Annotated in this window: 11 protein-coding genes; 4 read left to right on the top strand and 7 right to left on the bottom strand. The window is 68.2% G+C overall.

Annotation, left to right across the window (positions count from 1 at the left end; all coding sequences use genetic code 11):
* The first annotated feature begins 34 nt into the window (after nt 1-34).
* A complete protein-coding gene (locus DFQ15_RS00440; RefSeq protein WP_233504199.1) occupies nt 35-778 on the top strand; it encodes a methylated-DNA--[protein]-cysteine S-methyltransferase in 744 nt (247 codons plus the stop codon).
* 203 nt (nt 779-981) lie between these two features.
* Here DFQ15_RS00440 and DFQ15_RS00435 read toward each other — a convergent pair whose 3' ends face one another.
* The 4 genes from DFQ15_RS00435 to DFQ15_RS00420 all read right to left on the bottom strand — a co-directional run bounded on the left by DFQ15_RS00435 (nt 982) and on the right by DFQ15_RS00420 (nt 4,713).
* Nucleotides 982-1,962, bottom strand: a complete 981-nt coding sequence (locus DFQ15_RS00435; protein WP_110464066.1) for a ferritin-like domain-containing protein — start codon at nt 1,960-1,962, stop codon at nt 982-984.
* A gap of 199 nt (nt 1,963-2,161) precedes the next feature.
* The gene (locus DFQ15_RS00430) at nt 2,162-2,842 is read right to left on the bottom strand and encodes a DUF1345 domain-containing protein (RefSeq protein ID WP_110464250.1); all 681 of its coding nucleotides are present in this window, start codon (nt 2,840-2,842) and stop codon (nt 2,162-2,164) included.
* A 62-nt stretch (nt 2,843-2,904) separates the two neighbouring features.
* Entirely contained in the window at nt 2,905-3,504 is a 600-nt protein-coding gene (locus DFQ15_RS00425) for an isochorismatase family protein (protein ID WP_110464249.1), read from the bottom strand.
* 78 nt (nt 3,505-3,582) lie between these two features.
* On the bottom strand, nt 3,583-4,713 hold the full coding sequence (locus DFQ15_RS00420) for a PQQ-dependent sugar dehydrogenase (protein ID WP_110464065.1): 1,131 nt from the start codon (nt 4,711-4,713) through the stop codon (nt 3,583-3,585).
* Between the two features lie 152 nt (nt 4,714-4,865).
* Between DFQ15_RS00420 and DFQ15_RS00415 the strand changes: the two genes are divergently transcribed.
* Entirely contained in the window at nt 4,866-5,402 is a 537-nt protein-coding gene (locus DFQ15_RS00415; RefSeq protein WP_110464064.1) for a C40 family peptidase, read from the top strand.
* Nucleotides 5,403-5,551: 149 nt separating this feature from the next.
* On the opposite strand, the gene lpdA is transcribed toward DFQ15_RS00415, so the two are convergent.
* The 3 genes from lpdA to aceE are packed head-to-tail and all read right to left on the bottom strand — an operon-like array spanning nt 5,552 to nt 11,846.
* Nucleotides 5,552-7,438, bottom strand: coding sequence for a dihydrolipoyl dehydrogenase (gene lpdA, locus DFQ15_RS00410; protein WP_110464063.1), 1,887 nt, complete (start codon nt 7,436-7,438; stop codon nt 5,552-5,554).
* Nucleotides 7,435-9,111: a dihydrolipoyllysine-residue acetyltransferase gene (gene aceF, locus DFQ15_RS00405; RefSeq protein WP_110464062.1), complete on the bottom strand. Its 1,677-nt coding sequence runs from the start codon at nt 9,109-9,111 to the stop codon at nt 7,435-7,437. The genes lpdA and aceF overlap by 4 nt, the downstream gene beginning before the upstream one ends.
* A gap of 17 nt (nt 9,112-9,128) precedes the next feature.
* Nucleotides 9,129-11,846: a pyruvate dehydrogenase (acetyl-transferring), homodimeric type gene (gene aceE / locus DFQ15_RS00400; protein ID WP_110464061.1), complete on the bottom strand. Its 2,718-nt coding sequence runs from the start codon at nt 11,844-11,846 to the stop codon at nt 9,129-9,131.
* A gap of 152 nt (nt 11,847-11,998) precedes the next feature.
* Here aceE and DFQ15_RS00395 point away from each other — a divergent pair, with 152 nt between their 5' ends.
* The gene (locus DFQ15_RS00395) at nt 11,999-14,554 is read left to right on the top strand and encodes a PAS domain S-box protein (protein WP_110464060.1); all 2,556 of its coding nucleotides are present in this window, start codon (nt 11,999-12,001) and stop codon (nt 14,552-14,554) included.
* A complete protein-coding gene (locus tag DFQ15_RS00390; protein ID WP_110464059.1) occupies nt 14,551-15,177 on the top strand; it encodes a response regulator transcription factor in 627 nt (208 codons plus the stop codon). The genes DFQ15_RS00395 and DFQ15_RS00390 overlap by 4 nt, the downstream gene beginning before the upstream one ends.
* Nucleotides 15,178-15,209 lie beyond the last annotated feature (32 nt).

Below are 15,209 nucleotides of genomic sequence, written 5' to 3'. Positions count from 1 at the left end.
GACGCTGGCTACAGCACCAAAACACTAAAAATCCATGATTTACGCACCCGACACCGTCCTGCGCCGCTGGCCATCGCCTCTCGGCGCCATCGACCTCGCCGCCACGCCTCGCGGCCTGACGGGCCTGTGGTTCTTCGACCAGCGCCACCGGCCACCGCAGCTAGGAGTCTGCGCGGCAGAAGGTGTAGAAGCCGAGAAGCGACCCCAGCGAGGACAGTTTTTGCCGGCTTCCTCGCCACATGGCAGGGCTATGGGGCAAGAAGGCGTTGAAAAACGGAACGTTGCGGTCGCTTCGCAGCCGACGATCCTTCTGCCGCGCAGCCTCAGAGGCACGCCCGGCACCTGGCCGCTGCACGGCGGCGCCCACGCGGTGCTCGATCAGGCCGAGGCCGAGCTGGCCGCCTACTTCGCCGGTAGCCGCGCGCGCTTCGGCATCGCGCTGGACCTGCCGGGCGCGACCGATTTCCAGAAGGCGGTCTGGCGCGCGCTGGTCGCGCTGCCGCTCGGCACCACCGTGAGCTACGGCGCGCTGGCGGTGGCCGTCGGCCGGCCGACCGCCGTGCGGGCGGCGGCGGCGGCGGTGGGCCGCAACCCGGTCAGCATCATCGTGCCGTGCCATCGGGTGGTGGGCCGCACCGGGATGCTGACCGGCTATGCCGGCGGGCTGGAGCGCAAGGCGGCGCTGCTGGCGCTGGAGCGCGAGGAGGCCCCGGCCACCCGCGTTCAGCTCACCCTTTCCATCCCCCGCACCGCCTCCCTCTTCGGCACGCAAGCATGATCCCCTCGATTCCCACCCGCGTCCTGCTGGGCACGCCGGTGTCGACCGGCTCGCTGCGCCGGGGCCGAACCGCGGCCTCGGGCTGATGCTGCGCAGGCCTTCGAGGTGCGGGCGCTGCTGCGTGTCGCGCCCATGAAAAAGGCGACCGGGCCACGGGAGCACGGTCGCCTCTGTCTCTCTGGCCCGGCAGGGCCGGCGGGGGCTTATGCGAAGGCGCTGCTCATCACCAGCGTGCCGTTCAGGCCGTTCGGATAGAAGCCACCCTTGGTGACCGCACCCGGGTTCAGATAGACGATGTTGAGCACGTCGTCGTAGCTGCGGCTGTAGGCGATGCCGTTGGAATCGAGCGGCACGATGCCGGCGATCGGGGCGCTGCCGCCGGTGCCGGTCAGGCTGGCTTCGGCGGTCTTCGAGCTGTCGAGCGTGTCGCGGGCACGGGCGATCGCGTCGGCCGAGGTGCGCAGGGCCGGCGTGGTCAGGCCCTTCGAGTACAACACCGTGCGGACCAGGCCGGCGTGGTACGCCTCGGCCGCCAGGATGCCGGCAGCGGCTTCGAGGTAGGTCTTGTTGGTGATCAGCGGAGCGGCACCCTTGTAGGCGGTGACACCGACGTCTTCGAAGATGAAGGCGGCCAGCAGGAAGTTGGCATCGTTGGCGTAGGGATCGAACACCTGGCCCTTGCTGATCAGGCCGGCGGCAACGGCGGCCGTCGAGAACGCACCGTTCGGGTCGGTACCGCTGATGTCGAGCGCCGGCTGGGCGACGGCCGCGCTGCCGAGGGCGCTGCGCAGGAAGGCCACGTGCTGGGCCTCGTCGCGCGCGATCTCGCGGGCATAGGCCGCGACGACCGGGTCGCTGAACGGCACCGCACGTCCACCGCCGACGACCGCACCCTGCACGCCCACGCCGGTCTGCTGCGACGCGGCCAGGCTCGTGCCGAACACCGCGTTCTGGTAGAACTGGGCTTCGAGGTATTCCAGGTTCAACGCGAAGTTGAGGATTTCGACATCGCTCGGTGCGTCGGCCGCGACCGCGCCGCCGGAACCGCCACCGCAAGCGGTCAGGATCGCGCCACCGGCCATGCCAGCTGCGAAGCCGCCGGTCTTGCGGAAGAACTGACGGCGTTCTGCGAGCTTGTCGCTGCGACGCTGCAAAACGTCCATCATTGCGGGTTCTTGAATCATGCTCAACTCCTCGGTACACGTGGTAGGAATCGCTGGCCACAACGGCTATGCGATGAAAGAAACTGCCAGGGCACGTTTTTTAAGTATGCGCCACGGACAGTGCATCTTCGGGAGGCATTACGGCGCCGTCTACCCTCTGGATGCACCTTATGTGTAGGACGCTGCCTCGTCCTGCATGGTTTGCGGAACTTTTTCGGGTTTACCCGAGCATCGAAGCCGCGGCGTTCACGCCGAGGGCCAGCAGCACCACGTTGAAGACGAAGGCCATCAGCCCGTGCACCGTCACCAGCCGGCGCATGGCCGACGAGGTCACCTGCACGTCGGACACCTGCGAGGTCATGCCGATCACCAGCGCCTGGTAGAGGAAATCGAAGTAGTCAGGATCGCCCTCCCCCGGAAAATCCAGCCCGCCGCTGGCCGCCTTCTGCGCCTCGGCCGCTTCCGGGCCACCGTCTTCGCCCTGGTAGTAGCGGTGGGCATACCGAAACGCGAAGAGGGTGTGGATCCAGAGCCAGGAGGTCGCAACCGCCAGCATCGACAGCGCCACATGCGCACCACGCTGCGACTGCGGCAGGTCGCGCGTCTGCTGCAGCAGCACCACGATGGCGACCACGCTGGCGCAGAGCGCCACCACCATCGCGAGGAACAGCACCGCGGCCGATTCGTCCTGCGCTTTGGCGCGGCCGCGGATCCGCGGCGCCTCGAAGTGGCGCGCCAGCAGCCAGGCCAGGCAGAGATCGGTCGCCCCGGCGGCCACCCAGGCCAGCAACAATCGCACCGGCGGCGCCAGCGGCGTGGCGGCGGCGAACACCAACCCGCCGACCGCGGCGGCATAGCCCAGGCGCCGCAGGCCGGTGGTCTCGGTCAGGTGGCGTTTCACGTAGCGGCTCCTTTCGAGCATAGATCGTTTTGTGGCCACGTCGCCGATCAGCGGGCGCAGCGTCAGCGGACCAAGTCCTGGATCGCCTTGAAATCCGGGTGCTCGGCCGAGCCCAGCCATTCGAACAGCACCATCTCGGTCGTCACCAGCTCGGCGCCGCTGCCGGCCAGGCGGTCGAAGGCTGCGTCACGGTTGCGCTCGGTGCGTGACCCGCAGGCGTCGGTCACCACCCAGACCTCGAACTCGTCTTCCAGCAGATCCAGCGCCGTCTGCAGCAAGCAGATGTGCGCTTCGCAGCCGGCTATCACGATGGCGCCGGGCTCGGGCGCCTGGGCCGGCTTCTGCAGGTGCTTGGGCAGGCTGCGGGCGTTGCCGCCCTGCGGCCTGGGCGCCGGCCGCAGCCAGTCGCCCAGGCCTTCCTCGACCGCGCTGAACTGCATCTTGGCCAGGGTGCGGTGGCACAGCGCGCGCAGTGCGGGGTCGTTGGAGCCCAGGCCCGACGGGTTCTGCTCGGTGCCCCAGACCGGCACCTCCAGCAGCTGCGCCGCGCGGGCCAGCCGCAGCGCGTTGGCCAGCACCGCCGGGCCCTCGAAGATCGCGGGCATCAGGCGTTCCTGGTAGTCCACCAGGACGAGTTGGGATTCGGAGGCGTCGAGCAGCATGGCGGGGGTGCGCAGGGGCAGGAAATGGGAGATGGTGCGATTGTCGCAGCCCACCCCGCCCCGCACCGTCGCCGCCGGCTAGGGCTCCAGCCGCAGCAGCCGGCCCTGCGGGCCGTCGGTCAGCACATAGAGCCAGCCGTCCGGGCCCTGGCGCACGTCGCGGATGCGTTCGCGCAGGCTCTCCAGCAAAAACTCCTCGCGCGCCACCTTGCCGCCTTCTATCTGCAGCCGGTGCAGCCGGCCGAACTTCAGCGAGCCGACGAAGAGGCTGCCCTTCCAGGCCGGGCCGTAGCGGTCGCTGGTGAGGAAGGCCATGCCCGACGGCGCGATCGACGGCGCCCAGTAGTGCAGCGGCTGCTCCATGCCCTGCTGCCGGGTGATGCCGCGGCCGATCGGGCCGCCGCCGTAGTTCTCGCCGTAGGTGATCACCGGCCAGCCGTAGTTGCGGCCGGCCACCGGGAGGTTGAGTTCGTCGCCGCCCTGCGGGCCGTGCTCGTGCATCCACAGCCGGCCGTCGGGGCCGAGCGTGGCGCCCTGCGCGTTGCGGTGGCCGTAGCTCCAGATCTCGGGCAGCGCGTCGGCGCGGCCGACGAAGGGGTTGTCGGGCGGTACCGTGCCGTCCTTGGCGATGCGCACGATCTTGCCCAGGTGGCTCTTGAGGTTCTGCGCCTCTTCCTTCTTCGACGAGCGTTCGCCTAGCGCCAGCCACAGCGTACCGTCGGGCTTCTCCACGATGCGGCATCCGAAGTGCAGGCTGCCGGCGATCTTCGGCTGCTGGCGGAACAGCACCTTCACCTCTTCAAGCCGACGCTCGTCGGCCGACAGCACCGCGCGGGCCAGGGCGGTGCCGTTGGTGCCGTTCGCGCCCGCTTCCGAATAGCAGAAGAACAGCGCGCGGTTGGCGGCGAAGCCGCTGTCCAACACCACGTCGAGCAGGCCGCCCTGCCCCGCCGCGGCGACCACCGGCACGCCCTGCAGCGCAGATCGCACCTCGCCCGCCGCCGTGACGACACGCATCTGCCCCGGACGCTCGTTCACCAGAAACTTGCCGTTAGGCAAAAAGGCTACCGCCCAAGGCGACGACAGGCCCTGCGCCACCGGCACGGCCTTCACCGCATAGGCCGCGCCGGCAGGGCCCGCGATACCCGCGATGACCAGTGCCGCGCTGAAAAGAACGCCGACGGCGCGGCGGTGCAGTCTTACAGACATGGCGATCCTTTATTTGGCGTGCTGACCAACGGCAATACGACGGCAGGGGTCACTTGTACAGGAAGACATTGGTACTTCTGCTTAAAAATCAAGCACTTAGAGAATGTAACCGCGCTTGACGCTGGCGGCATGCCCCTTTAACCTCCGCGTCCATGTCCAGACTCCTGTGCGTCTTCCTACTTACCGCCGCGTCGGCCTCCTACGCAGCACCCTCTCAAAAAACGGATGACATGGACGCACTTCTGGCCGATCGCGGGTTGCTGTCGCATGTCGAGCATGTGCGGCAGTCGATCAAGAGCCAGACCTCCGAAGTCGTGATGAGCGCCATGGGCTTCCTGGGCGTGCCGTACCGCCGGGGCGGCAACAGCGCCGAATCGGGCTTCGACTGCAGCGGCTTCATCCGCGCCATCTACGGCCAGACCGTCGGCCTGCTGCTCCCCCGCCGTGCCGACGAGCAGGCAGCCGCCACCGAGAAGATCGACCGCAACGAACTCAAGCCCGGCGACCTGGTGTTCTTCAAGACTATGCGCAGCGCGTTCAGCCATGTCGGCATGTACGTCGGCGAGAACAAATTCATCCATGCCCCCAAGCCCGGCGCCGAAGTGCGGGTCGAGGACATGGACATCCGCTATTGGAAGACCCGCTTCACAGGCGCCCGCCGGGTGGTGCAGGACACCGGAGCCGACTGACCGGCCGGTCGCGAGCCCTTCGCGGCGCGACTACCCCCAAGCAAAACGCCCTGCACTGCAGGGCGTTTTGCTTGGTACGGTCAGGGACCGGACCCCCGGGCCCGTCGCGATGACGCGCCAGGCGTCCGGAAGACACCTGGCGGGCCCCGTCAGCGCTTGCGCGCCGGCGGCACGTCGGTGCAGCTGCCGTGCGCCACCTCGGCCGCCAGGCCGATGGTCTCGCCCAGCGTCGGGTGCGGTTGGATCGTCTTGCCGATGTCCACCGCGTCGGCGCCCATCTCGATGGCCAGGGCGATCTCGCCGATCATGTCGCCCGCATGGGTGCCGACGATGCCGCCGCCGACGATGCGGTGGGTCTCGGCGTCGAACAGCAGCTTGGTGAAGCCCTCGTCGCGGCCGTTGGCGATGGCGCGGCCCGACGCGTTCCACGGGAACAGCCCCTTCTCCACCTTGAGGCCCTGGGCCTTGGCCTGGTCCTCGGTGATGCCGACCCATGCCACCTCGGGGTCGGTGTAGGCCACGCTCGGGATCACCCGGGCGTTGAAGGCGGCGCTGGCCAGCTTCTCGTCGCCCTGCAGTTCGCCGGCGATGACTTCCGCCGCCACATGGCCCTCGTGCACCGCCTTGTGCGCCAGCATCGGCTGGCCGACCAGGTCGCCGATGGCGAAGATGTGCGGCACGTCGGTCCGCATCTGGATGTCGACGTCGATGAAGCCGCGGTCCGTCACCTTCACGCCCGCCTTGTCGGCACCCACCTTGCCGCCGTTGGGCGTGCGTCCGACGGCCTGCAGCACCAGGTCGTAGACCTGCGGCTCCTTGGGGGCGCCCTCGCCTTCGAACGTCACCTCGATGCCCGCCTCGGTGGCCTTGGCACCCACCGTCTTCGTCTTGAGCATGATGTTGTCGAAGCGCGGCGCGTTCATCTTCTGCCAGACCTTCACCAGGTCGCGGTCGGCGCCCTGCATCAGGCCGCCCTGCATCTCGACCACGTCGAGCCGCGCGCCCAGGCTGGAGTACACCGTGCCCATTTCCAGGCCGATGATCCCGCCGCCGACGATCAGCATCCGCTTGGGCACCGACTGCAGCGCCAGCGCGCCGGTGGAATCGACCACCCGCGGATCGTCGGGCAGGAACGGCAGGCGAACCGCCTGCGAGCCCGCCGCGATGATCGCGCGGCGGAACGTCACCGCCTGCGTCTTGCCGGTTTTTTCCTGCCCCGCGCCGCCGGTCTCGGCCACCTCCAGCGCATGGGCGCCGGTGAACGTGGCCAGGCCGCGCAGCACCGTCACCTTGCGCATCTTGGCCATCGCGGCCAGGCCGCCGGTCAGCTTGCCGATGACCTTTTCCTTGTGGGTGCGCAGCTTGCCGATGTCGAGCGACGGCTCGCCGTACGACACGCCCAGGTCGGCGAAGTGCTTCACCTCGTCCATGACGGCCGCCACATGCAGCAGCGCCTTCGACGGAATGCAGCCCACGTTGAGGCAGACGCCGCCGAGGGTGTGGTAGCGCTCGACCATCGCGACCTTCAACCCCAGGTCGGCCGCGCGGAAGGCCGCCGAGTAGCCGCCGGGGCCGCCGCCGATCACGACGAGGTCGTAGTCGGCGTCGGCGATGTCGGACGCTTTTGCTACGCTTTTGGTAGCATCTGGTCGGCCATCCGCGCCGGCTGCAGGCACTTTCGGTTCGGATTTCTCCACTACGGGCGCGGGGGCGGCCGCCGGAGCAGCGGCTGCCGGTGCCGGTGCCGGTGCCGGTGCCGGTGCCGGTGCCGGTCCGGCGGCAGGCGCCGCGGCGCCGGCTTCCGCCTCGATGCTGATCAGCACCGAGCCTTCGGCCACCTTGTCGCCGACCTTGACCTTCACCTCCTGGACCACGCCGCCGTGCGAGGACGGGATCTCCATCGAGGCCTTGTCGGACTCGACGGTGACCAGCGACTGCTCGGGCTCGACCGTGTCGCCGGCCTTCACCAGCACCTCGATCACCGCCACCTCGGCGAAGTCGCCGATATCGGGAACCTTGACGTCGATCCGGCTCATAGCAGCACCCGGCGGAAGTCGGCCAGCACCTGGCCCAGGAACGCGTTGAAGCGTGCAGCGGAAGCGCCGTCGATCACCCGGTGGTCGTAGGAGAGCGACAGCGGCAGCACCAGGCGCGGGACGAACTGCTTGCCGTCCCAGACCGGCTTCGTCTGGCCCTTCGACAGGCCCAGGATCGCCACTTCGGGCGCGTTGATGATGGGGGTGAAGTGGGTGCCGCCGATGCCGCCCAGCGAGCTGATCGAGAAGCAGCCGCCCTGCATGTCGCCGCCGCCCAGCTTGCCTTCGCGGGCCTTCTTGGCCAGCTCGCCCATCTCGGTGCTGATCTGCAGGATGCCCTTCTTGTCGGCATCCTTCAACACCGGCACGACCAGCCCGTTGGGCGTGTCGGCCGCGAAGCCGACGTGGAAGTACTGCTTGTAGACCAGGGTGTCGCCATCCAAGCTGGCGTTGAACTCGGGGAATTTCTTCAGCGCCGCGACGACCGCCTTGATCACGAAGGCCAGCATCGTCACCTTGACGCCCGATCTCTCGTTTTCCTTGTTGGTCGCCACGCGGAAGGCTTCCAGCTCGGTGATGTCGGCCTCGTCGTTGTTGGTGACGTGCGGGATCATCACCCAGTTGCGGTGCAGGTTGGCGCCGCTGAGCTTCTTGATCCGCGACAGCTCCTTGCGCTCGACCGCGCCGAACTTGGCGAAATCGACCTTCGGCCACGGGATCAGGCCCAGCGCGGCGCCGTCGCCGCCACCGGCCGTGGCCGGCTTGGCGCCCGCCGCCTTGGTGGACGCGGCACCCGACATCACCGCCTGGGTGAACTTCTGCACGTCTTCCTGGGTGATGCGGCCCTTGGCGCCGCTGCCCTTGACCTCGTCGAGCGGCACGCCCAGTTCGCGGGCGAACTTGCGGACCGAGGGCGACGCGTGGGGCAGTTTGCCGGTGGGGGCCGACGGCTGGTGCGCGGGCAGCGCGGCCGTCGGGTCGGTGCGCTCGACCGGCTGGCTGGCCAGCGCGGCGGGCGCAGCGGCACTCGCGGCGGGCGCGGGCGCCGGGCCGGCTGCGGGTGCCGGTGCGGCGGCCGCGCTGCCTTGCAGCACCGCGAGCAGGTCGCCGATGTTGACCACGTCGCCGACCTTGACCTTCAGCTCCTTGAGCACGCCGGCGGCCGACGACGGGATCTCCATCGACGCCTTGTCCGATTCGACCGTGACCAGCGACTGGTCGGCCGCGATCGTGTCGCCGGGCTTGACCAGGATCTCGATCACCGAGACGTCCTTGAAGTCGCCGATGTCGGGCACCTTGACCTCGACCGGGCCGGAGGCGGCCGGAGTGGGCGCCGGGGCGCTTGCTACCGATTTAGTAGCATCCGGTCGGCCTTGCGCTTCGGCTGGCGCGGTTTTATCTTCGGATTTCGCCGGTGCGGGGGCTGCGGCCTCGCCGGCGCTTTCGAGCACCAGCACCACCGAGCCCTCCTTGACCTTGTCGCCCATGCCGACCTTCAGCTCCTTGACGATGCCGGCGGCGGACGACGGGATCTCCATCGACGCCTTGTCGGATTCGACTGTGATCAGCGATTGCTCGGCCTTGACCGTGTCGCCCACCTTGACCAGCACCTCGATCACCGCGACCTCGTCGAAGTCGCCGATGTCGGGAACCTTGATTTCTACTTGTGCCATCGTGAATGTCTCCGGCCTTATGCGTAGAGCGGGTTGGTCTTGTCGGCGTCGATGCCGTACTTCCTGATCGCCTCGGCGACCTGCGCCGGCAAGACCCCGCCGTCGTCGGCCAGCGCCTTCAGCGCGGCGACCACGATGTAGTGGCGGTCGATCTCGAAGTGCTTGCGCAGCTCGCTGCGGAAATCGCTGCGGCCGTAGCCGTCGGTGCCCAGCACCCGGTAGGTGCGGCCCTTCGGCACGAACGGACGGATCTGCTCGGCGTAGGCCTTCATGTAGTCGGTCGAGGCGACCACCGGGCCTTCGCTCTTGGCGAGTTGTTGTTCGACGAAGGAGGCGCGCGGCGCATCGGTCGGGTGCAGCAGGTTCCAGCGGTCGGCGTCCTGGCCTTCGCGGGCCAGTTCGTTGAAGCTCGGGCAGCTCCAGACGTCGGCCGAGACGCCCCAGTCGGCGACCAGGATTTCCTGGGCGGCCAGGCTTTCGCGCAGGATGGTGCCGGAGCCGAGCAGCTGCACCTTGGCACCCGCGGCGTGTGTGCTGGGCTTGAGCAGGTACATGCCCTTGACGATCTGCTCTTCGGTGCCCTGCTGCAGGCCGGGCATCGCGTAGTTCTCGTTGAGCAGCGTGATGTAGAAGTAGACGTTCTCCTGCTGCTCCACCATCCGCACCAGACCGTGGTGCAGGATCACCGCGACTTCGTGCGCGAAGGTCGGGTCGTAGCTCACGCAGTTGGGGATCGTGCCGGCCAGGATGTGGCTGTGGCCGTCTTCGTGCTGCAGGCCTTCGCCGTTGAGCGTGGTGCGCCCCGAGGTGCCGCCCAGCAGGAAGCCGCGCGCCTGCATATCGCCGGCCGCCCAGGCCAGGTCGCCGATGCGCTGGAAGCCGAACATCGAGTAGTACACGTAGAACGGCACCATGATGCGGTTGTTGGTGCTGTACGAGGTGGCGGCGGCGATCCAGCTGGCCATGCCGCCGGCCTCGTTGATGCCTTCCTGCAGGATCTGGCCGCCCTTGTCTTCCTTGTAGTAGGAGACCTGGTCGCGGTCCTGCGGGGTGTACTTCTGGCCGTCCTGGCTGTAGATGCCGATCTGGCGGAACAGGCCTTCCATGCCGAAGGTGCGCGCCTCGTCGACCAGGATCGGCACCGCGCGGGGGCCCAGCGCCTTGTCGCGCAGCAGCGTCGTGAGGAAGCGCACGTAGGCCTGGGTGGTGGAGATCTCGCGGCCTTCGGCGGTGGGCTCCAGCACGGCCTTGAAGGTGTCGAGCGGCGGCACCGGGATCTGCTCGTCGGCCTTGACGCGGCGGTGCGGCAGGTAGCCGCCGAGGGCCTTGCGGCGGGCGTGCAGGTACTGCATCTCGGGCGTGTTGTCGGCCGGCTTGTAGAACGGGATGTCGGACAGCTGGTCGTCCGGGATCGGGATGTTGAAGCGGTCGCGGAAGGTCTTGACGTCCTCGTCGATCAGCTTCTTGGCCTGGTGGGCGGTATTCTTGCCCTCGCCCGCCTTGCCCATGCCGAAGCCCTTGACGGTCTTGATCAGCAGGATGGTGGGCTGGCCCTTGTGCTTGACGGCCGCGTCGTAGGCGGCGAACACCTTCTGCGGATCGTGGCCGCCGCGCTGCAGGCGCCAGATGTCCTCGTCGCTCATGTGCGAGACCATCTCGAGCGTCTTCGGGTCGCGGCCGAAGAAGTTCTTGCGGACGAAGGCGCCGTCGTTGGCCTTCATCGCCTGGTAGTCGCCGTCGAGCGTGTCCATCATGATCTTCTTGAGCGCGCCGTCCTTGTCGCGCGCCAGCAGCGGATCCCAGTAGCTGCCCCAGATGAGCTTGATGACGTTCCAGCCCGCGCCGCGGAACTCGCCCTCCAGCTCCTGGATGATCTTGCCGTTGCCGCGCACCGGGCCGTCGAGCCGCTGCAGGTTGCAGTTGACGACGAAGATCAGGTTGTCGAGCTTCTCGCGGGCGGCCACGCCGATCGCGCCGAGGGATTCGACCTCGTCCATCTCGCCGTCACCCAGGAACGCCCAGACCTTGCGGTTGGCGGTGTCGGCGATGCCGCGGGCATGCAGGTACTTGAGGAAGCGCGCCTGGTAGATCGCCATCAGCGGGCCGAGGCCCATCGACACGGTGGGGAACTGCCAGAACTCGGGCATCAGCTTGGGATGCGGATAGCTCGACAGGCCCTTGCCGGCCACTTCCTGGCGGAAATTGAGCAGCTGCTCCTCGGTCAGGCGGCCTTCGAGGAAGGCGCGGGCGTAGATCCCGGGCGAGCTGTGGCCCTGGATGTAGAGCAGGTCGCCGCCATGGCCTTCGCTCTCGGCATGCCAGAAGTGGTTGAAGCCCGCGCCGAACATGGTCGCGAGCGATGCGAAGGAGGAGATGTGGCCGCCCAGGTCGCCGCCGTCGGCCGGGTGCAGGCGGTTGGCCTTGACCACCATCGCCATCGCGTTCCAGCGCATGTAGGCGCGCAGGCGTTCTTCGATGTCGTTGTTGCCGGGGGTGCGGGCTTCCTTGTCGGGCTCAATCGTGTTGACGTAGCCGGTGTTGGCGGAGAACGGCATGTCGATGCTGTTCTGGCGCGCGGTTTCCAGCAGCTGTTCCAGCAGGAAGTGCGCGCGCTCGGGGCCTTCGGACTCGATCACGGCGGCCAGCGCATCGGTCCACTCGCGTGTTTCCTGGCGGTCGGAATCTTGGGGATCGCGCGCGGCGGCGCCGGACTGGTCGTCGGGTAGGGCTGACATGGCTTGTGTCTCCGTTGGGGGGCCGGGGCTCGGTCGAGCCGGTCGAGTTTCGCATACTTCCAGCGCATTTCAAATGGTGTTATGCCGTTTCATATAGCGGTAAATTGCTGCGGCTGCACATGCGCTGTCGAGGCGACACCTACACTCGGGGCATGCCCTACCTCAACGCTTCCCGACTGCCCGTCGGACGGGTGTCCCGCGTCGTCGCCCTGTGGCGCCTGTGGTGGCGCCGGCAGTCGCCGAGCCGTCAGGACCGCTTCGCGATGCTGGCGCCGATGGCCGCGGTGGTGCTGTTCCTGGCCGCGATCGTGTCGGCCTTCTGGTACTTGCGGGCCGAGGAGAGCGACCGCGAGCACGAGGCGGTGCGGCGCGACGTGGAGTACACCCAGCAGCGGGTGCGGCTGCGGCTGCTGGAGCGGCAGGAGCAGCTGATGCGCATCGCGCGCGACATCTCCAACGGCGAGGTGGACCGGCAGGAGTTCACCAGCCGCGCCGAATCCCTCATCAGCCAGTTCCCCGAGATGCAGGCCCTCACCTGGATCGACGAACGCCGCCGGGTGCAGGCGAGCCATGCGGCGCCCAGCCTGTCGGATGCGCAGCTGCGCATCGCCGGCGAGACGCTCCGGCCCGGCGGCGAGACCGAGGGCGTCTTCGGCCTGGCGCGCGACCTGCAGCAGCCGGTGTATTCCCAGCCGGCGGGCGGCGAGACGGTGTCGAGTCTGCTGCAGCTGCAGATTCCGCTGACGGTCCAGGGCCGCTTCGCCGGGGTGGTGCTGGGCGAATATTCGATCGACGGCTTGCTGCGCTACGGCGCGCCGACCGAGGTGCTGGCGCGCTACGCGGTGTCGCTGCGCGACGGCAGCAACCGGCTGCTGGCCGGCGTGGCGTTGCAGCCGCGCGAGGGCGCCAAGCGGCTGGTGCCGTGGTCGTCGCGCGCGGTCAGCTACGAGGTGCCGGTCTCGCCGGTGGGCAACGGGCTGGTGATCAAGGCCGAGGCCTACCGCGCGTCGCTCGGCGTGGTGGGCAACGGCTTCTTCTGGCTGGTGAGCACCCTGAGCGCGATGACCGCCTGGATGCTGATCGCCACCTGGCGCCACACCCGGCGCCGGGTGCAGGCCCAGAAGGCGCTGGTGGCCGAGACCAACTTCCGCCGCGCGATGGAGAACTCGATGCTGATCGGCATGCGGGCGCTCGACATGGACAGCCGCATCACCTACGTCAACGCCGCCTTCTGCCAGATGACGGGCTGGAGCGAGAGCGAGCTGGTCGGCCAGCGCCCGCCCTATTCCTACTGGCCGCCGGAGGACCACCACATCCTGACGGCGCGGCTGCGCGAAGAGCTGAGCGGCCACCACATTCCCGGCGGCTTCCAGGTACGGGTCAAGCGCAAGCGCGGCGGCATCTTCGATGCGCGGCTGTACGTGTCGCCGCTGATCGATCCGCGTGGACAGCAGACCGGCTGGATGACTTCGATGACCGATATCACCGAGCCCAACCGGATCCGCGGCCAGCTCTCGGCCTCGCACGAGCGCTTCACCGTGGTGCTGGAGGCGCTCGACGCGTCGGTGTCGGTGGCGCCGCTCGGCAGCCAGGAGCTGCTCTTCGCCAACAAGCTCTACCGCCAGTGGTTCGGCTCCGAAACCGGCGGCCACCTGCAGCTGGTGGCCCAGGCCGGCACCGTGCCGCGCGACGACCAGGAGCAGACGCTCGACGACGTCGACGGCCTGGCCGGCCTGCCGACCGAGACACTCACCGACGCGCAGACAGAGAACGCCGAGATCTTCGTGCCCGAACTCTCTAAGTGGCTGGAGGTGCGGTCGCGCTACCTCCACTGGACCGACGGCCGCCTGGCGCAGATGGTGATCGCCACCGACATCACCCCGCGCCGCCAGGCCGAGGAACAAGGCGCCCGGCAGGCCGAGCGGGCCCAGTCGATCAGCCGGCTGATCACGATGGGCGAGATGGCGTCGAGCGTGGCGCACGAACTCAACCAGCCGCTGACCGCCATCAACAACTACTGCAGCGGCATGCTCTCGCGGATCCGCGAGGGCAACATTTCCGAAGAGGCGCTGCTCGGCGCACTGGAAAAGACCTCGCGCCAGGCCCAGCGCGCCGGCCAGATCATCCAGCGCATCCGCGCCTTCGTGAAGAAGAGCGAGCCCAACCGCTCGCCCTCCGACGTCTCGGAGATGGTGACCGAGGCGGTGGAGCTGGCCGAGATCGAACTGCGCCGGCGCAACGTGCGGCTGTCGCACTACGTGGCCGCGCGGCTGCCGGCATTGATGGTCGACCCGATCCTGATCGAGCAGGTGCTGGTCAACCTGATGCGCAACGCCGCCGAGTCGATCGACTCGGCCCGGCGGCCGCCGGGCCGCCGCGCGGTGGAGCTGCGGGTGGTGCCCAAGCGGATCGAGAACCAGGACACGATCGAATTCGCGGTGCTCGATTCGGGCCAGGGCCTGGCACCCGAGGTGCTGGAGCGGCTCTACGAAGCCTTCTTCTCCACCAAGGCAGAGGGCATGGGCATCGGCCTCAACCTGTGCCGAAGCATCGTCGAGTCGCACCAGGGAAGGATGCTGGCGGAGAACATTTACAATGGTCCGGACGTTACGGGTTGTCGCTTCTCTTTCTGGATTCCCCTGGCGCAGCCCGCACAAGCCGCCGCGCTTTCGACCGCAACAACACGAAACCTGGGGGCAAATGCATGAGCTTGATTCCTAAACGCGGCACGGTGTATGTCGTGGACGACGACGAGGCCGTGCGCGACTCCCTCCAGTGGCTGCTGGAGGGCAAGGACTACCGGGTCCGCTGCTTCGATTCCGCCGAATCCTTCCTCTCGCGCTACGACCCCCGCGAGGTCGCCTGCCTGATCGTCGACATCCGCATGGGCGGCATGACCGGTCTCGAATTGCAAGACCGCCTGCTTGAGCGCAAATCCCCCCTGCCGATCGTCTTCATCACCGGACACGGCGACGTGCCGATGGCGGTCGACACGATGAAGAAGGGCGCGCTCGACTTCATCCAGAAGCCGTTCAACGAAGCCGAGCTGGTCGGGCTGGTCGAGCGGATGCTCGACCATGCCAAGGGCGTGTTCGCCGATTCGCAACAGGCCGCCAGCCGCGACGCCCTGCTCGGCAAGCTCACCTCGCGCGAAGCCCAGGTGCTGGAGCGCATCGTCGCCGGCCGGCTCAACAAACAGATCGCCGACGACCTGGGCATCAGCATCAAGACGGTGGAGGCGCACCGCGCCAACATCATGGAAAAGCTCAACGCCAACACCGTCGCCGATCTGCTGAAGATCGCCCTGGGCCAGAACGCGCCCAAGACCTGACACCCGTTGTCACCGCCACGAGCGCCCGTCTG

The organism is Xylophilus ampelinus (assembly GCF_003217575.1).
GTDB classification, from domain to species: Bacteria; Pseudomonadota; Gammaproteobacteria; order Burkholderiales; family Burkholderiaceae_C; genus Xylophilus; species Xylophilus ampelinus.
This window is presented reverse-complemented; position numbering and strand designations above follow the sequence as displayed.